The 16,114-nt window shown below is 62.7% G+C and carries 14 protein-coding genes; 5 read left to right on the top strand and 9 right to left on the bottom strand.

Going from position 1 to position 16,114, the window contains the following annotated elements:
- Positions 1-3: 3 nt before the first annotated feature.
- The 3 genes from NKI01_RS21410 to NKI01_RS21400 all read right to left on the bottom strand — a co-directional run bounded on the left by NKI01_RS21410 (position 4) and on the right by NKI01_RS21400 (position 1,960).
- Positions 4-984: a PDZ domain-containing protein gene (locus tag NKI01_RS21410; RefSeq protein ID WP_352592255.1), complete on the bottom strand. Its 981-nt coding sequence runs from the start codon at positions 982-984 to the stop codon at positions 4-6.
- 117 nt (positions 985-1,101) lie between these two features.
- The gene (locus NKI01_RS21405; RefSeq protein ID WP_352481353.1) at positions 1,102-1,536 is read right to left on the bottom strand and encodes a hypothetical protein; all 435 of its coding nucleotides are present in this window, start codon (positions 1,534-1,536) and stop codon (positions 1,102-1,104) included.
- Positions 1,537-1,570: 34 nt separating this feature from the next.
- Positions 1,571-1,960, bottom strand: a complete 390-nt coding sequence (locus NKI01_RS21400) for a hypothetical protein (RefSeq protein WP_352964538.1) — start codon at positions 1,958-1,960, stop codon at positions 1,571-1,573.
- A gap of 907 nt (positions 1,961-2,867) precedes the next feature.
- Here NKI01_RS21400 and NKI01_RS21395 point away from each other — a divergent pair.
- The 3 genes from NKI01_RS21395 to NKI01_RS21385 all read left to right on the top strand — a co-directional run bounded on the left by NKI01_RS21395 (position 2,868) and on the right by NKI01_RS21385 (position 4,881).
- Entirely contained in the window at positions 2,868-3,839 is a 972-nt protein-coding gene (locus NKI01_RS21395; protein WP_352895363.1) for an ABC transporter substrate-binding protein, read from the top strand.
- On the top strand, positions 3,836-4,528 hold the full coding sequence (locus NKI01_RS21390) for a L,D-transpeptidase (RefSeq protein WP_502896957.1): 693 nt from the start codon (positions 3,836-3,838) through the stop codon (positions 4,526-4,528). Before NKI01_RS21395 ends, NKI01_RS21390 begins: the two co-directional genes overlap by 4 nt.
- A 134-nt stretch (positions 4,529-4,662) precedes the next feature.
- The gene (locus NKI01_RS21385) at positions 4,663-4,881 is read left to right on the top strand and encodes a hypothetical protein (RefSeq protein WP_031212349.1); all 219 of its coding nucleotides are present in this window, start codon (positions 4,663-4,665) and stop codon (positions 4,879-4,881) included.
- Positions 4,882-5,007: 126 nt separating this feature from the next.
- Here the strand turns inward: NKI01_RS21385 and NKI01_RS21380 are convergent, their stop codons facing one another.
- Positions 5,008-7,041, bottom strand: a complete 2,034-nt coding sequence (locus NKI01_RS21380) for a transcriptional regulator (RefSeq protein ID WP_036244662.1) — start codon at positions 7,039-7,041, stop codon at positions 5,008-5,010.
- Positions 7,042-7,263: 222 nt separating this feature from the next.
- On the opposite strand from NKI01_RS21380, the gene NKI01_RS21375 reads away from it, so the two are divergent.
- Both NKI01_RS21375 and NKI01_RS21370 read left to right on the top strand, forming a co-directional pair.
- Complete coding sequence (locus tag NKI01_RS21375; protein WP_352481351.1) at positions 7,264-8,349, top strand: PLP-dependent cysteine synthase family protein; 1,086 nt, start codon at positions 7,264-7,266, stop codon at positions 8,347-8,349.
- 25 nt (positions 8,350-8,374) lie between these two features.
- Positions 8,375-9,862 (top strand): pyridoxal phosphate-dependent decarboxylase family protein, encoded by a 1,488-nt coding sequence (locus NKI01_RS21370; protein ID WP_352481350.1) that lies wholly within the window; start codon positions 8,375-8,377, stop codon positions 9,860-9,862.
- Positions 9,863-9,889: 27 nt separating this feature from the next.
- Here the strand turns inward: NKI01_RS21370 and NKI01_RS21365 are convergent, their stop codons facing one another.
- The 5 genes from NKI01_RS21365 to NKI01_RS21345 all read right to left on the bottom strand — a co-directional run bounded on the left by NKI01_RS21365 (position 9,890) and on the right by NKI01_RS21345 (position 15,975).
- The gene (locus NKI01_RS21365) at positions 9,890-11,530 is read right to left on the bottom strand and encodes an ABC transporter substrate-binding protein (RefSeq protein WP_023718789.1); all 1,641 of its coding nucleotides are present in this window, start codon (positions 11,528-11,530) and stop codon (positions 9,890-9,892) included.
- Between the two features lie 148 nt (positions 11,531-11,678).
- Positions 11,679-12,686, bottom strand: coding sequence for an alpha/beta hydrolase (locus tag NKI01_RS21360; protein WP_352964535.1), 1,008 nt, complete (start codon positions 12,684-12,686; stop codon positions 11,679-11,681).
- A 16-nt stretch (positions 12,687-12,702) separates the two neighbouring features.
- Positions 12,703-13,380 carry an isochorismatase family protein gene (locus NKI01_RS21355; RefSeq protein ID WP_352964532.1) on the bottom strand — a complete coding sequence of 226 codons (678 nt, stop codon included), beginning with the start codon at positions 13,378-13,380 and terminating at the stop codon, positions 12,703-12,705.
- A gap of 20 nt (positions 13,381-13,400) precedes the next feature.
- The gene (locus NKI01_RS21350; RefSeq protein WP_352964529.1) at positions 13,401-14,705 is read right to left on the bottom strand and encodes a M24 family metallopeptidase; all 1,305 of its coding nucleotides are present in this window, start codon (positions 14,703-14,705) and stop codon (positions 13,401-13,403) included.
- 292 nt (positions 14,706-14,997) lie between these two features.
- A complete protein-coding gene (locus NKI01_RS21345) occupies positions 14,998-15,975 on the bottom strand; it encodes a GlxA family transcriptional regulator (protein WP_352481347.1) in 978 nt (325 codons plus the stop codon).
- Positions 15,976-16,114 lie beyond the last annotated feature (139 nt).

Raw genomic sequence — 16,114 nt, 5'->3', positions numbered from 1 at the left:
CTGCTAGTTGGCATCGTCATCGTCCGATCCGTCAGCGTCGCCGGTACTGTCATCCGACGCATCGTCATTCGTGCTATCGTCGTCGGTGTCGGTGCTGTCCTGGTCATCATCACCGGCCGTTGAGTCTTCATCTTCGTTCTGATCGGTCGAATCGTCCTGATCACCGGAATTATTGTCGTCGGTATTGTCATCCGAGCTATCGTTGTCGGTGTTGTTGTCGTCATCACCATCATCGTCATTCTGATCGCTCGAATCGTCCTGATCATTGGAACTGTCGCCGTCGGTGCTGTCGTCCGAGCTATCGCCATCGGTGTCCGCGTTGTTATCGTCGGAATCGTCATCAGCATCGGGAGGAGTTACGTCTGGACTGGTGTCGCCGGGCAGCGAGTCGTCTTCGCGATAGCTTGTGTCTTCGAGGCTTGTCTCCATCTCGTCGTCGTACTGATCGACGATCTGCGTCCACTCCTCATGGTTATCGACGCTCGTCCATTGCGAGATATTGTTGACCGAGATGTTGGTATTGAAGTTGTTGACGGTGATGTTGGTATTGACCTCGACGACATCTGCGACTTCTGTTCCGCGGTTCACGCCAAACAGAAAACTGGTAGCGCTCACGGCAAGAGCGGCCCATACGAGTCGGTCGACATCGGTCGGCGTCGAAATCGGTTGATGCCGCACTGTGGCAAGCACGTCACCCGGCCGGATGCCTTGCCGCGCGGCAACGCCATGGGGTGCAACGGCCAAGACATACACCCCGCGAAGCTTGGGCGGGATCTGGTAGCGGTGCCGAGAGGCGTGGTTGATGGGTATCAAAACCGCGTTAAGAGCCCGGGAAACATAGGGTTTCGGCAGATCATATTTGCTGGCATGCGCAACATTGATCGTGTGCGGGACGGCTACACTCACAACAGCCGTCATTTTCACTGAAGTTGCCAATGCACGGGCGAACTGCATTATCAGTCTGGACTTTCGAACAGTTTGCATTTTGCACATCCTGCAGCTGATGATTGGAATCGACCTCAGAGGCCCGGCGCCCCGGAGCGCTCACCAATCATTCTCCCCCTGCACCACGGTCAGCGGCAATTCCAGCGATCATCACCGTCATTCCGTAACTTCCTCGGCAAAACACCTTGCCAGATCTTGCGGCGCTCCGAGCTTCTTCGCCCAGGATACCAGTTCAGGTTTTTCCGACGGGTCGGCATAGCCGCCCCACACGTCGCGAAATTGCTTTTTTCCGTCGACCGTCTGGAAGAACATCACGCCGTCGTCGCTCACCGGCGTGGAGACGTAGGCGGCGCTCCAGTTGCCGTTCTCCATGATCGTGATGAACTTCACCCGAGCTGGCTTGACCTTGTTGTCCAACGCCGAGGCAACGAGGGGGGCATATTCCTGCTTGCGCGCCTTCGTCACATCGACCTTTACGCCGTCGCAGGCACCATTCGCGGCGAAAGCGAAGGTCAGCGTCATTCCCAACCCCATGAGGCCGATCATCACGATTTTGGCACATCGCGGGATAAGACCGTTGGATTCAAACATGAGGGCATCCTCTTCGTTCGGATTGGAGGGTCCACTAATCGGAATCGTCGTCGTCCGATGAGTTGTCATCGTCCGGTGTATCGACCTCGCAGCCGATGCCGCGGCAGCCTTGGTAGTTGCCTTGCGTATCGAAGTTCGGATTGCCTTCCTTGTCGTACTGCGGCCTGTCGTCGATGCTTTGATCCCCGTCATCAGGATCGTCGACTTTACATCCGAGCCCATGGCAGCCGATGTAACGGCCCCTGGCATCGAAGTTGGGATTGCCGTTCCTGTCGAACTGCGGCCGGTCGTCTATCTTCCGGCTCCCTTTATGGGACCGATCAACCAGGCAGCCCTTTCCGCGACAACCATCGTAGTCGTCGGTGGTACAACCGAAGATTGCCATCAAAGCAGTGGCCAAGGCCGCACAGATTACGAGTTTCATGATTCATTCCTCCGACTGGCTGGCGGCGGACATCGTCCATATCGGAAGGCCATTGCAGGCGGCGATCGCCGCTTTTGCCGCGAAGGCTGGCGCCAATCGGAGGAGGGCAAAGCTTCGCCAGCCATCGAACGAGAGCCAGGCTGTGGGCGATGCATTCGACGACTTAGTCGACGGTTGCCGTAATCTCTTACGTGGGAGGGAACGCTCCCAGCGGGGGCCGCCGCATTAGCGAATGTCAATATTCCTCTCCATGCTTAGTGCCCCGTCCGCCCAAGCATGCTTCAACAATCCGCTGACGCGGCTGTGCTTCTAAAAAGTTGCATCCGATTCGGCCTGCGGCAAGGAAAAACCCAATATTGCGGGGATGAATTTTGTAAATGCTTAATAATTCGGAACCAGCGCCGGCTATCTTAGCAGATTCTGAAATATGATCGGAAGCAAGTGTGCGGAATACGCTCTTAGCTTCATTCCTCTTTATCTCGTGTTATTGCAAGTAGTTTCATATGTTATTGCGAATTTTCGCACAGCCTTGTAAAATAGCGCGACGGCATCGCTTCTTATATGATCGCTATAATCCGAATCTATTGTGGTATTTTTTTCGAATCCAGCCAAGCCGTTGCGCAGGCCGAAAGAAACGCCGCTCAATCATTCGACTTTTTCAACGCTGCGGCGTGCCGCATAGAGGCGCAGTGGGGGCGCCGCGGCCGCGTTGTGAGCATCTTCCCAGTCGGATTGTCATCGGGTAGCGTGCAGGGGAGGCACGTGAAGGCGCTCTCTTTGGCTAACGCACTGCCACACCTTCAGCAGTTGCCCGTCGGAAGATGGGGCTGGTGTCACAACCCGGTGCTTGCCGCGACAGTTTGTTCCCGTCCCGGTTCATTTCAGCACCGAAGCGAGGGGGGAAGAGATGCACAACCGATTTCGGCAGTGCCTGCGGCAAATGTCGCTGGCAGCGTTGACGATGCTGGCGCTAAACATCCCGGTCCACGCGGCTGATCTCGTCATTGCGATGCCGAACTGGCCGTCGGGCCAGGCCACGGCAAACATCCTCAAGGTCAGCCTGAAGGAAAATTTCGGGCTTGATGCCGACGTGCGCGAGATGGGGACGCTTATCGCCTTTGCCGGCCTCAATTCGGGTGAGGTGGATATTCATCCCGAAATCTGGCTGCCCAACCTCGACAATCTGGTGAAGAAGTATGTGGACGGTGCCGGCACGGTGGCCATCAGCCCCATTGGCGTGCCGGCCTGGCAAGGCATATGCGCGACGCGTGAAGCAGCCGACAAATTTGGAATTCACGACGTTTCGGATCTCAGCGACCCGAAGAAAACCGCCGCGCTGGATACCGACGGTGACGGGCGTGGCGAACTCTGGATAGGCGCTGAGGGTTGGTCCTCAACCGCTATCGAGCGCGTCCGCGCCAACAGCTATGGTTATGCCAAGACAATGACCTTGCTGGAGACGCCCGAGGATGCCGGAATGGCGGCTGTCGATGCCGCGGTCGCCACGGATCATCCAATGGTGTTTGCCTGCTACGCGCCGCACTACGTCTTTGAGCTGCACGACATTGTCCGGCTTACCGAGCCGCCCTTCGATCCGGCAAGGTGGAAGATCGTACTGCCGTCAGAGGACCCGCTCTGGGTCTCGAAGTCCAGTGCGCCGGTGTCATGGGATACCGCCCATTTCCATATCGCCTACGCCACCTCGCTGCGCACAAAATATCCGAAGGTGGTGGCGTTCCTGGAACGGGTCGAGCTGAAGCCCGAGGAAATCACCAAGATGAGTTATGCGCTCCAGGTGGAGCGTCAGGATCCTTACGAATACGCCAAACAATGGGTTGCCGCACAAGGCGCCCGGGTGCAGGGGTGGGCAAATCCATGACCCGAAATCTGATGACCGTGGGGCGCGCCACTCTCCAGCGGAGCTCCCTTGCAACAATTGTCGCGGTAGCGTTCGGTCTTGTCGCGGTGGCGGCGGTGGCTGCGGGAACACAGGTTTTTGACCCGAAAACCCACAAATGGGTGGACTACGATCGCACCAAGGCGCGCAAATACTATGCCGCGCATAATGAAGTGCCCGAGGCATTTCGTCCGCAGATGGTCAAGTTCCGCACCGCGGAAGTGCCGGGCACGATCATCATCGATGGCAACCAGCACTTTCTCTACCTTGTGCAGCCGGGTCAGCAGGCCATGCGCTATGGTATCGGCGTGGGCCGGGAGGGGTTTGGCTGGGCCGGCATCGTGCGCGTCGGCCGTATGGCGGAGTGGCCGACCTGGACACCTCCGGCCGAAATGGTCGCTCGCGATCCAAAGGCGGTGAAATATGCCGGAGGCATGAAGGGGGGGCCGGACAACCCGCTCGGCGCAAGGGCGCTCTACCTCTATGAGCGCGACCAGGACACGATCTACCGGATACACGGCACCCCGGAGCCCTGGACGATCGGGCTCGACGTGTCGTCGGGATGTATCCGGATGAGGAACGACGACATCGTCGATCTCGCATCCCGCGTCAAGGTCGGGGCCAAGGTCATCGTCCTCATGCAGGGGGCGGCACTTTACAAAGGCGTGTGAGGGCATTCGGAGAGGGACAAGCAATGTCGGCAAAAAATGCAGTGAGAACTTCGATTCGGGCGACAGCAATTGGATTCCTGGCTGGAGCCCTTGGCGCTTGCGTCAGCGCGCCATCGCCGCCGCCGCAGGACCAGATGTCCAGGACCAAGGTCGAAACGGCGCCGGCGGACCTTCAGCTGCTTTGCGCCAATGCGGTCGCCAAGGCCAGCGGCGTCGACAGCACCAAGATACTTCCGGTTTCATCAAGCAAGCTCGATTCCAAGACCTACCAGGTCGAACTCGATGCCAGCGGCAAGAAGACAAGCTGCCTCGTGGATACCGACGGCAATGTCAAATCCGTTGAGCCCGTCTGACCCGCTCCGGTCGACGAATTTTGCGACCGATCTGACCATTGGCGCCTTGGGCTGCGGACATGACGATGTTTGGGGGCGGCCAGCCGCGATGAGCGGTTTAGAGAACCCGGGCTAACCGCGCCTGCTTCACCTCAGCCCGATCCGCTTGGCGCCTTGCCGGAACAGCGCCTCGGCGTCCGGCTCGAAGCGGAAGGTGCCGATGAAATCATCGGCGCAGTAGTTCGGCAGCGTCTTGCGCAACGCGGCGGCGAAACCTTGACCCTCGTCCAGCCGTCCCGCCAGCGCAAGGCAATGCGCGGCGATTGCCAGGATGATGGCATGGGCGTTGGGACGCGCGGCTGCTTTCAGCGCCCATTCGGCGGCTTCGTCAAACTGGCCGAGCCGGACATGCGACATCGCCCTGGCGCCCAGCATGCCGAACAGCAGCGGATCGAAGGGGCTCAGATGCCTGGAATGGTCGGATGAGCCGATCGCGGCCTTCGGGTCGCCGGACTGCGAGTGGACGAAAGACAGGGCATAGTGGCCAAGCGCGAAATTAGGGCTGAGGTCGACGGCGCGTTCCAGCTCGATGAGGGAGCCGTCCTGCTCGCCGCGCAGCCACAGCGCCCGCCCCATGGCCCAATGCGCGGCCGGATTGTGATCATCGACGAGAAGGCTCTGGCCGGCTGCCTCGAAGGCCATGGCGCTCTCCTGATCGCGGTCGCCCCAGCGCTGGAAGGCATTTTGCCAATGAGTGAAGGAGAGCCCGGCATAAGCGCGGGCGAAGGTAGGATCGAGCTTCAAGGCCAGGTCGAAGAAATGCCGGGCCTGCTCGTTTTCCGCGCGGGTGAAGCGGTACATGTGCCACAGGCCGCGGTGATAGGCCTCCCAGGCGTTCAGCGAATTGGGCGCCTTCAGCATGGCGCGGTTGCGCTCGACCGTCTCGATCTCGGCCGAGATCGACGAGACGATGCTGTTGCCGATATCATCGAGCACGGCAAAGATGTCGTCCGGCTTGCGCTCGAACGTCTCGGCCCAGACTATCCTGGCGGTGCGCACTTCGACCAGCTCGACAGCAACGGTGACGCGGCCCGCCTGGCAGCGCACCATGCCCGTGGCGACATAGTCGACGTTGAGCCGCCGCCCGGCATCTTCGGGCGCGATGTTTTTCTCCGCCAAGGCAAACACCGAGCCGCGCGCGATGACGAAGAAATCCCTGAGCTTGGCCAGGCGGGTGATGATGTCGTGGGTCAGGCCGTCGGCAATCCCTCCGCGAGGGCCACCAGGAACGCCGCCGATGCCGGCCTGTTCAATAAACGGCATCACCGCAAGCGAAGCCTTGCGCGACGTTGCGGCGTTGGGATCGGCAAGCATGATAGGAGGTACCGAGAGCGGAACGGCCGGCTGCACCCATGATGACGCGCCGTGCTGACAGCGGATTGTCCGCCATGCGTCGCGAACGGGTCCGAAATCCAGATCTTCGGACTGGAAGTGCCGTGCGGCGGCCGCAATATGCTCCTCGGCCGCGCCGAACTGGCCGCGCTGGGCGAGCCTCGTCAGCAAGGCCAGATGCACACGGCCGTCGAACGGAGCGAGCTCCAGCCATTTTTCGAGGTGCGCGGACACGTCATCGGAATCGCTGGGGAGACGCTCGACAAGCTGTTGCAGCACCGCCGCGTGGCATGAGCTGAAGCGGCGGCGCTGAGCGGTCAACCAGCTGTTGAAATGCGGGCTGCGGTCGATCTCCAGCCCGTCGAGGAAATCGCCAGCGAACAGCCGGGAAAGCGCCAGCAGGCGTTCGAGCTCGAGCGTCTCTATTCCCTTCGTCGCGGCGGAGGCAATCTCCACGGCATCCACGGATACACCGTTCAGGTCGAGCGCGACCGTGTCGCCCTGTGCCTCGATCCTGCTCCGATCGGATTCGTCGAGAACGCCTCGAAGCTTGCTGAGGCACCAGCGGAGTTCGCCGCGCGGGTCGTTCGGCACGTCCCACAAAAGCTCGCAGAGCCGGCTGCGGCCGACCGGATGCGGCGCCAGCGCCAAATAGGCGAGCAGCGCACGCAGCTTGCGCGATTTTGGGAGCTGGATGATGATGCCGTTGCGTGCGATCGTCAGCGGGCCGAGCAGGCGCACGGAAAGGCCGGTCACCTCGCCGTCGAGGCCCGATCGGGTGGATTCCACGTGCGTTTCCACGCCTGCTCCCACGCTGGCCAGTCGGCCTTTGTTTTATCACCAAACGCGACACGGTGCATCCGGCGGCGAATTTCCGCGCCGGATGCCGCCATGGCCACATTGCCGGGAGGCAAATGTAGTGCGGCAAGGTCTCGAAACCTCGCCGCCCAAGCCACCGGTCTGTAACCGGCCCGTGACGACAAGAGACAACGACGAAGCGAGGAGATCGACATGTTGCATCAACAGAAAATCAGAACCACCGCCGGGCGCGGCCGCCTGTTCGACAGCATTCTCGACACGGTCGGCGATACGCCGGTGATCCGCATCAACAATCTCGGACCGGATCATGCGACGATCTATGTGAAGGCCGAGTTCTTCAATCCCGCCGCCTCGGTGAAGGACCGGCTGGCGCTCAACATCATCGAGGAAGGCGAGCGCAGCGGCGCCTTGACGCCGGGCCAGACCGTGGTCGAGGCGACCAGCGGCAACACCGGAATCGGCCTTGCCATGGTCTGCGCCCAAAAGGGCTATCCGCTGGTGGTGACGATGGCCGACAGTTTTTCCATCGAACGCCGCAAGCTGATGCGCATGCTGGGCGCCAAGGTGGTGCTGACGCCACGCGCCCAGAAGGGTTTTGGCATGTACAAGAAGGCGGTGGAGCTGGCCGAAGCCAATGGCTGGTTTTTGGCCCGCCAGTTCGAAACCAAGGCCAACGCCGCCATTCACGAGGCGACGACGGCGCGCGAGATCATCAACGATTTCGCCGGCTCGCGGCTCGACTGCTTCGTCACCGGCTATGGCACGGGCGGCACCGTCGTCGGCGTCGGGCGCGTGCTGCGGCAGGAGCGTCCGGAGACCCGGATCGTGCTCGCCGAACCGGCCAACGCGCAGCTGATCGGCAGCGGTAAGCCGCAGCAGCGCGGCGCCGGTGGCGCGCCTGCCGCCAGCCATCCGGCCTTCGAGCCGCATCCGATCCAGGGCTGGACGCCCGACTTCATTCCGGACGTGCTGCAAGAGGCGATCGACGCCAGCCTCTATGACGAGGTGGTGCCGATTGCCGGGCCCGAGGGCATGAAATGGGCCAAGGCGCTGGCGCAGAAGGAAGGGATTTTCACCGGCATCTCCGGCGGAGCGACCTTCGCTGTGGCGCGGCAGATCGCGGAAAAGGCGGCGCCCGGCTCGGTGATCCTGTGCATGCTGCCCGATACTGGCGAACGCTACATGACGACACCGCTGTTCGACGGCATCGAAGCCGAGATGGACGCCGAGGAGACTGCGCTTTCGCAGTCGACGCCCGGCTGCCAGTTTCCGGCGTGACGGCGGCACATCGGGAGCGGCCTGTATGGACACGAGGCCTGGATTGGCCATCACGGCCACCGAGGAAACGCTTGACCCCTCGAACTGGGCCGACGTGCAGGTCCTGTCGCATCGGATCGTCGACGATGCCGTCGCTTACCTGCGCGATGTCAGAGAGCGTCCGGTGTGGCAGGAGATGCCGGTTGATGTGAGGACTTTCTTCACGGCGCCGCTGCCGCGTTCGCCGGCTCCGCTGGCCGAAATCTACGGCGACGTCACAGGGAAGCTGATGCCCTATCCGATGGGCAACATCCATCCGCGCTTCTGGTCCTGGTATATGGGGTCTAGCAATTTCACCGGCGCGCTCGGCGATTTCCTGGCGGCGATCCAGGGCTCCAATCTCGGCGGCGGCAACCATGCCGCCGCGTTGATGGACAACCAGGTCGTCGACTGGTGCAAGGAAATGATGGGCTTTCCGCAATCGGCCAGCGGCACGCTGGTCAGCGGCGGCTCGATGGCCAACATCATCGGGCTGACCGTGGCGCGCAACGCCAAGGCGGGCATCGACATACGCGAGCACGGGGTTGCCGGCATCGACAAGCCACTGCGTTTCTATGGCTCCGACCAGCTTCACTCCTGCCATCGCAAGGCGATGGAGGCGCTCGGCCTCGGCAACCGGGCACTGCGTCGCATCCCGAGCGATGCGGGGCTGCGCATCGACATCGCTGCGTTGCGGGCGGCGATTGTCGAGGACCGTAACGCGGGCTTCAAGCCGGCCTGCGTGATCGGCACGGCCGGCACGGTGAACACCGGCGCGATCGACGATCTGCAAGCGCTGGCAGACCTGGCGTCACAAGAGGATCTGTGGTTCCATGTCGACGGGTGCATCGGCGCCCTGCTTGCGATTGCGCCGGACAATTCGCATCGCGTTGCCGGCATTGAACGCGCCCACTCAATCGCGCTCGATCCGCACAAATGGCTGCACGCGCCATTCGAGGTCGGCTGCGCGCTGATCAGGGATGCCTCCGCGCATCGCGGCACGTTCGCGGTGACGCCGGAATATCTGGAATCGACCCCGCGCGGACTCGCCTCCGGCCACTGGCTGCACGATTTCGGCTTGCAGACGTCACGCGGTTTCCGCGCGCTGAAGGTGTGGATGGCGCTGAGAGAGCACGGCATCGAAAAGTTCGGCCGGCTGATCGATCAGAACATTGCGCAGGGACATCATCTCAGCGCGCTGATCGAGGCGGAACCGGCTCTCGAACTGGTGGCACCGGTGAACATTAACATCGTTTGTTTTCGCCACCGCGGCGACGGGCAGACGGGAGAGAGGCAGAAGGCGCTCAACACCGAGATCATGCTGAGGCTGCAGGAAGAAGGCATCGCCGCCATTTCCGACACGACAGTGCATGGCCAGCATTGCCTCAGGGTGGCGATCAACAACCACCGCACCCGTCGCGACGATCTTGACCTGCTGATCCGGGAAACGGTGCGGCTCGGGCAGGAGATTTCAGCGACGGGCGCGACGGGCTAACGCCGGCCTTTCTTTCGAGCGGCGAGACTAGGCATCGAGCCAGACCTTCTCGAAATGCTGCTCGAGCGACTGGTGCTGCTCGCAGCCATGGACGCCCTTGCGGTAGGTGCGGTAAACCGAGCGCCAGTAGGGCTGGATGATAACGCCGGAATCGCGCAGATTCTGTTCGATCTTGGCCATGAGCTCCTTGCGGGCGCCGGGATCAGGCATCGCTAGGGCCTTGTCGAGCAGAGTGTCGAACTCCGGATTGGCATAGGCGCTCTCGTTCCACGCGGCGCCAGACTTATAAGCGAGCGCCAGCACCTGGACGCCGAGCGGCCGGCCGAGCCATTCCGTGCAGGAGAAGGGATATTTGCTCCAATCGTTCCAGAACGTCGCGGCCGGCAGCACAGTGCGCTTGATCTTCAGCCCGGCCTCGCGCATCTGCGCGGCGATGGCGTCGCCGGTGCTCTTCTGCCAGTCGACGTCGACCGAGATGAGTTCATATTCGTGGTCGGCCTTGCCGGCCTCGGCGAGCAGGGCCTTGGCTTGATCGGTGTTGCGGACGGCCGGGCCGATATCGGCATATTCGGGATGCATCGGCCCGACGTGATGGTTCTCGGCAGGCTTACCGCGATTGTCCATGCCGATCTTCAGCACGGCGGCGTTGTCGACCGCGAGCTGGGCGGCGCGGCGCACCTTGATGTCGTCATAGGGCGGATTGCCGATGTTGAAACGCGCGACGATGGTCGAGCCGGTGGCGATTTCCGAATTGCTCAGGCCCATGGAGTCGGTCTGCGCAACCGTGTCGGAGGCGGTTTCATGGTCGGTGTCGATCTCGCCCGATTCGAAGGCCGACAGCATGGCGTTGGGATCGGAGCCGTAGTCGACCCATTTGATGCCGTCGAGGTAGAAGTCGCCCTTCCACCATGGCTTGTCCTTACGGCGGACTTCGGCGCCGACCTCGGCGTCCCATGCGACGAGTTCGCAAGGCCCGGTAGTGATCGCCAATGCCTTCAGCGGATCGCCGTCGCCTTCATAGCTGCGGTGCATGATCAGCGCCGGATAGTCGGCCATGCCGGCGATCAGCGAAATGTCGGGCTTGGGCAGATTGAGCCGGACGATGAAATCGTCGACGCGCTCGATGCCGCCGTCGACGGCCTTCTTGGTATCGGCGTTGACCAGTGCGCCCATGCGCGCGGCGACCGAATTGCCGGCGACGGACGCATCGCACCAGCGCGTCAGATTGTGGATCACGTCGTCGGCGTTGAAGGTGTCGCCGTTCGACCAGGTGATGCCCTTGCGGACATGCAGCGTCAGCACGCGGGCGTCGTCGCTGGTTTCCCAGCTCTCGAGCAGCCATGGCTCGAAGGTGAAGTCGCGCTTCCAGCGCACCAGATATTCGTTGCACTGGCGGGCGACGTTGGACATCTCGACGCCGTCGAAAGTGCGCGGATCCTTCCAGCCCTTGACGTTCATGGCGACACGCAAGATGCCGCCGCGCTTCGGTTCCTCGGCCCTGGCCGGTGACGGCGCAAGCCCGCCCAGCGCCAGCGCGCCGGCAGCGCTGACGCCGAGCGCAGCCATGGTGGCGAGATATTCGCGCCGGTTCATCTGGCCTTTCTTGAAGCCATCGGCGACGGGCTCCGCCTGCGGATGCAATTTCCGGTCGGTCAGCATGAACTTCATCGTAAATCCTCCCTGTCGGGCCGGCGCATCGCGGATGCGGGCTCCTTACGTGGCGTGATGATAGGGCTGGCCTGACCGAAGCAGTGTTCGGGTTTCCGCAGTTGTTGTGCGCTGTTCCGCGACAGTGGAGATTGGAGGACGGTCCGCGTCACTCAGGCCAATCACCTCCGCCCAGCGCGGCTATTGCCGCGATTATGCGCTCAAACGCCTGGCCGGCGCGCGGTACGGTTTTGCGGGCGCGCAGGAAGCTGTGCACCAGCCGCGGCTCTTCGCGCCACCATGCCTTGCCGCCGGCGGCAAGGATGCGATCGCGATAGGCCTTGCCGTCAGCCGACAGCGGGTCGCATTCGGCAGTGATGACGACGGTCGGCGGCAGGCCAGAGAAGTCCGTATCGCCGAGCGGCGAAAATGTCGGGTCTTCCGGCGACTGCCCCTTCCCTGCCCGGATATGCCGATAGAATTCGACGTCGCGCAATGTCAGCAGTGGCGCCTCTGCGTGCTCGACATAGGAGCCGGCGCGCTCTTTGCTGTCCAGCTCGGGGCCGTCTAGCTCGTCACCGCCGAGCTCGGGATAAATCAGCACCTGGCCGATCGCATGGCGAGGATGGCGGCGTGTCGCCTGCGCCACTGCGGCAGCAAGATTGCCGCCGGCACTCTCACCGCAGAGTACGAGCGGCAGGCCGGTCGTCGCCGCAGCCCATTCGAATACGGCCAGCGCATCCTCGAAGGCCGCCGGATGCAGATGCTCGGGCGCCAGCCGGTAGTCTGCGGACAGAACGGGAAAGCCAGTGCCGGCGCAAATCTCGGCGCAGATGTCGTCATGGCTGTCGAGCCCGCCAAGGACGAAGCCGCCGCCGTGATAATAGACGACCATCGCTTGTGGCGCCGTGCCCGCCATCTGGTAACGCCGGACCGGGATCGCATGGTCAATGGCAGGAACCGCGCTGTCGCTGGCCTTGACACCGGACGGATAGGGCTCGCGGAACGCCCGGCACATGGCGTCATAGACCGCCCGCTGCCCGTCGATCGGCATGTAGACGATCTCGGGCGGATACGACTCATTGACCCGGTCGATATAGGCCCACAGCTCCGGATCGAGCAGCGTTTGGTATTTTCCGCGCTCTGTCGTTTCTGGTCGATCGGCCTCGGTGATCATCGCGGCGCGGTCCCGCTCAGAGCTCGGCGTAGAGGCGGGCGGCGTTTTCGTAGCTGAAGCGCAATGGCACCGAGCCCTCGACCTGCCAGGCTTCGACCGTCTCGCCGGCCAGCAGCCGACAGGCGCCGTCGGTGGTGGTGACGGCGCCGCCATAGAGCCGGTTGGCGAGATTGAGAATGGCCGTCTGATGCATCGCCGTGCTGCCGCTGCCGCAGGCATCCTTGACCAGCAGCACGCGAAACCCGAGCGCCACCGCGTCCTTTACGGTGGCATCGATGCAGGCCTCGGTCCAGACGCCGGCAACGACCAGCCACTCGACGCCATCGGCCTTCAGCCGCTCGGCGGCAGGCCCCGCGCGGAAGGCGCTGGCATCGGTCTTGACCAGCATCGTCTCGCCTGTCGCCGGGCCCACTTCCGGACAGATCGCCGTCAGTGGATCGTCCTTGTCGGAAAACGCCGACTTGCCGTTGGCCTCGACCGGGTGGAACGGCCGTGCCGCGGCGAGATCGACGATATAGGCCCAGTGGTACAGGGGCACATTGTTGGCCCGAGCCGCCTGCTGCAGCCGCTGGACGTTGGCGAGAATGTCGCCATAGCCTTCGACCAGATAGCGCTTGTCCCGCCGATGCTCCTCCTGGAGATCGATGAACACCGCCGCCGCCTTGCCGCGCTTGATCGAGATCGGGCTTTTCATGCAAAACTGCCTGTCAGCACTCAAACGTGCCTGTCAAGGAAATCGTCCTCATAGGGAAAGCGCGACAGGAGTTCGGTGCCGGTCTCGGTGATCAGGATCTCGTCCTCCAGCTTGACGCCCTCGCGGCCGCCCTTTTCGCCGATATAGCTTTCGACGCTGACCACCATGCCGGGCACGATGACACCGTCGCGGCCATAGGTCTCGTAATCCATGGCATGCGCGATGAACGGCGTCTCGCCATGCATGCCGACGCCGTGCATGACCGAGGTGTAGCGCTGGTCGACGAAGCGGTCCGGGATCTTCCAGGCCTTTTCGGCAATCTCGCGAAACGCCATGCCCGGCTTGACGACCCCGATGTTGTGCTGAACCTGATCGTGCGCCATGCGGTAGAGCGATCTCTGATAATCGGTCGGCTTGCCCGGGCCGCAGCGGAAGGTGCGCGAAAAGTCCGAATAATAGCCGTAGCAGCCGATCGTGTCGGTATCGAGCGCCAGAAGTTCGCCCGGCCTGATCTTGCGGCCGCTCGCCTCATTGAACCATGGGTTGGTGCGCTGGCCCGAGGTCAGCAAACGGGTTTCGATGAATTCGCCGCCCTGGCGGATCACCTCGCCATACATGATGGCGAACAACTCGTTTTCGGATACGCCGGGCTTGATCGCCTCGCGCACCGCACAGACCGCAGCCTCGGCGCCAGCCATCGACACCTGCAGGCATTTTACTTCCTCTGGCGTCTTGACCGCGCGCACCGCCAAAATCTCGCCCTGGCAATCCCGGACGTCGCAGCCGCGCTTTTCCAACGCCAGTGCCTGCAGATGGCTGCAGCGGTCGAGCCCGAGCTTCATCGAGCCGCCGCCATGCGCCTTGAGCAATTCGGCGATCTCATCGGCGAACGGGCCGGCTGTTTCGTCGTCACGGCCCGACACCGAAGACCAGACCAGCTTCGACGGCCGCGCCTCGTCGATCGTGTCGAGCACCATCGAGACATGGTAGCTCTGCGGATATTCGAACAACACGATCGGCCCTTCGGTCGGGATGAAGAAGTAGCGCGTCGAGTTGCGCAGGAAATAGCCGAACATGTTGCGCGAGCCGGTGGCGTAGCGCTGGTTGTAGGGGTCGAACAGCACGACGCCGCCATAGCCGGCCTCGCGCATCCACGCGCGCAGCTTGACCAGTCGCCCCTTGCGCAGCGCGTCGGCATTGATGAAGGACGGCTCGGTATCCGACAACCACATGCCGCCGGCCGGATCGGCCGCAGCCGGATGCCGCATGCGGTCCTTGAAGTCAACGTCCTCGGTGCTGTCGGGGTCGAAAACGACGATGCTCATGGGTGCCTCCTGGAAGCGAGACCATGGAGCAAAGGACGTGCGGGCGTTGTGCGGAAAACCGCAAATGTTGTGCTGGATGCCGTAGACAGGCTGGCCGGACAGCACCCCCCTCTGGCCTGCCGGCCATCTCCCCCTCAGGTGGGGAGATTGGACGTCACTTCAGCTTTCGCCAATCTCCAAAGTTGTCGAGTGAGCTTTGCTTGCGAAGCTACCAATCTCCCCCCTTGAGGGGGAGATGGCCGGCAGGCCAGAGGGGGGTGGGCGGGAACTCAGCGTGGAGCGATTAACGCCGCTAGTGCCTCCTCATCACCTTCGGCGCGTGGCCATGCTCCTCCCGGAACGCGCGGGCAAAGCTCGACATCGAGGCGAAGCCGCAGGCCAGCGCCACGTCGCGCACCATCAGCGTCGAATGCGCCAGCAGGTCGGCGGCGCGCTTGAGGCGCAGACGGCGGTAGTAGCCGTTGGGCGAGATGCTGAGTTCGGAGCGGAAATTGCGTTCGAGCTTATCGGAGGAGACGCCGAGCTTGTTGGCCAGTTCCGCCATGCCGAGCCGCTCTTCGACCGCATCCTCCATGATGGCGATGGCCGACAGCACCAGTTCGTTCTGCACGCCGGTCCGCAGCCTGAGCGGCATCAGCTTGCGGTCGACGCTGGAGCGCAGCGGGCTGTGCACGAACCATTCGGCGACGCCGGCCGCAAGCTCGGCGCCATAATCGTTGGTGATGATCTCCAGCATCATGTCGAGACTGCCGACGCCGCCGGCCGAGGTGAAGCGCTTGCGGTCGATGACATAGAGATCGCGCCTGAGCTCGATATCCGGAAACGCTTCGATGAAAGCCCCCTGGCTGGTCCAGTGCAAGGTGCAGGCATGGCCGTCGAGCAGGCCGGCCCGAGCCAGGAAGAAGGCGGCATCCGCCACCGCGCCGATATGGGCGCCGCCGCGCAGGCTCCTGCGGATCCAGCTCACCGCATCGTGCGCGACGAGATGATCGGCATCGCCGCCCGAGCAGACGACGACACGATCGACCTTCGGCGCGTCATGGGCGGCAAAGCCGGGCTGGATGACGACGCCATTAGAAGCCTCGACCGGGCCTTCGGTGGCGCCGACGATTATCCAGCGATAGCAGTTCCGCTTCGCCAGCACGTTGGCGGCGCGGAGCGGCTCGATCACCGAGCTGAACGCCATCATCGGAAAGCCAGGGAAGACCAGGACGGCGAAGGTGAGAGGGGCTTCGCTTGCCGTCGGTTGGTTGCGTTGTCGGTTGTTCATAGCTTCCGGAGCCGGGAGGATCGGGTCGCTACAATTCAGGCAGAATTGGCCTGGGTCAACGGAATAGCGTGCGGGGCGCGACACAGAACAATTGTCGCTTGTCGGTGATCCTTCACCCCCTCTGTCCTGCCGACGTCTC

The sequence above is a fragment of the Mesorhizobium sp. M0815 genome, from assembly GCF_040319995.1.
Lineage (GTDB): Bacteria > Pseudomonadota > Alphaproteobacteria > Rhizobiales > Rhizobiaceae > Mesorhizobium.
This window is presented reverse-complemented; position numbering and strand designations above follow the sequence as displayed.

Bases quoted from the DNA above. Each gene is read 5' to 3' on its own strand.
- NKI01_RS21410 (WP_352592255.1), bottom strand. From the start codon at position 984: ATGCAAACTGTTCGAAAGTCCAGACTGATAATGCAGTTCGCCCGTGCA.
- NKI01_RS21405 (WP_352481353.1), bottom strand. From the start codon at position 1,536: ATGTTTGAATCCAACGGTCTTATCCCGCGATGTGCCAAAATCGTGATG.
- NKI01_RS21400 (WP_352964538.1), bottom strand. From the start codon at position 1,960: ATGAAACTCGTAATCTGTGCGGCCTTGGCCACTGCTTTGATGGCAATC.
- NKI01_RS21395 (WP_352895363.1), top strand. From the start codon at position 2,868: ATGCACAACCGATTTCGGCAGTGCCTGCGGCAAATGTCGCTGGCAGCG.
- NKI01_RS21390 (WP_502896957.1), top strand. From the start codon at position 3,836: ATGACCCGAAATCTGATGACCGTGGGGCGCGCCACTCTCCAGCGGAGC.
- NKI01_RS21385 (WP_031212349.1), top strand. From the start codon at position 4,663: ATGTCCAGGACCAAGGTCGAAACGGCGCCGGCGGACCTTCAGCTGCTT.
- NKI01_RS21375 (WP_352481351.1), top strand. From the start codon at position 7,264: ATGTTGCATCAACAGAAAATCAGAACCACCGCCGGGCGCGGCCGCCTG.
- NKI01_RS21370 (WP_352481350.1), top strand. From the start codon at position 8,375: ATGGACACGAGGCCTGGATTGGCCATCACGGCCACCGAGGAAACGCTT.
- NKI01_RS21365 (WP_023718789.1), bottom strand. From the start codon at position 11,530: ATGAAGTTCATGCTGACCGACCGGAAATTGCATCCGCAGGCGGAGCCC.
- NKI01_RS21360 (WP_352964535.1), bottom strand. From the start codon at position 12,686: ATGATCACCGAGGCCGATCGACCAGAAACGACAGAGCGCGGAAAATAC.
- NKI01_RS21355 (WP_352964532.1), bottom strand. From the start codon at position 13,380: ATGAAAAGCCCGATCTCGATCAAGCGCGGCAAGGCGGCGGCGGTGTTC.
- NKI01_RS21350 (WP_352964529.1), bottom strand. From the start codon at position 14,705: ATGAGCATCGTCGTTTTCGACCCCGACAGCACCGAGGACGTTGACTTC.
- NKI01_RS21345 (WP_352481347.1), bottom strand. From the start codon at position 15,975: ATGAACAACCGACAACGCAACCAACCGACGGCAAGCGAAGCCCCTCTC.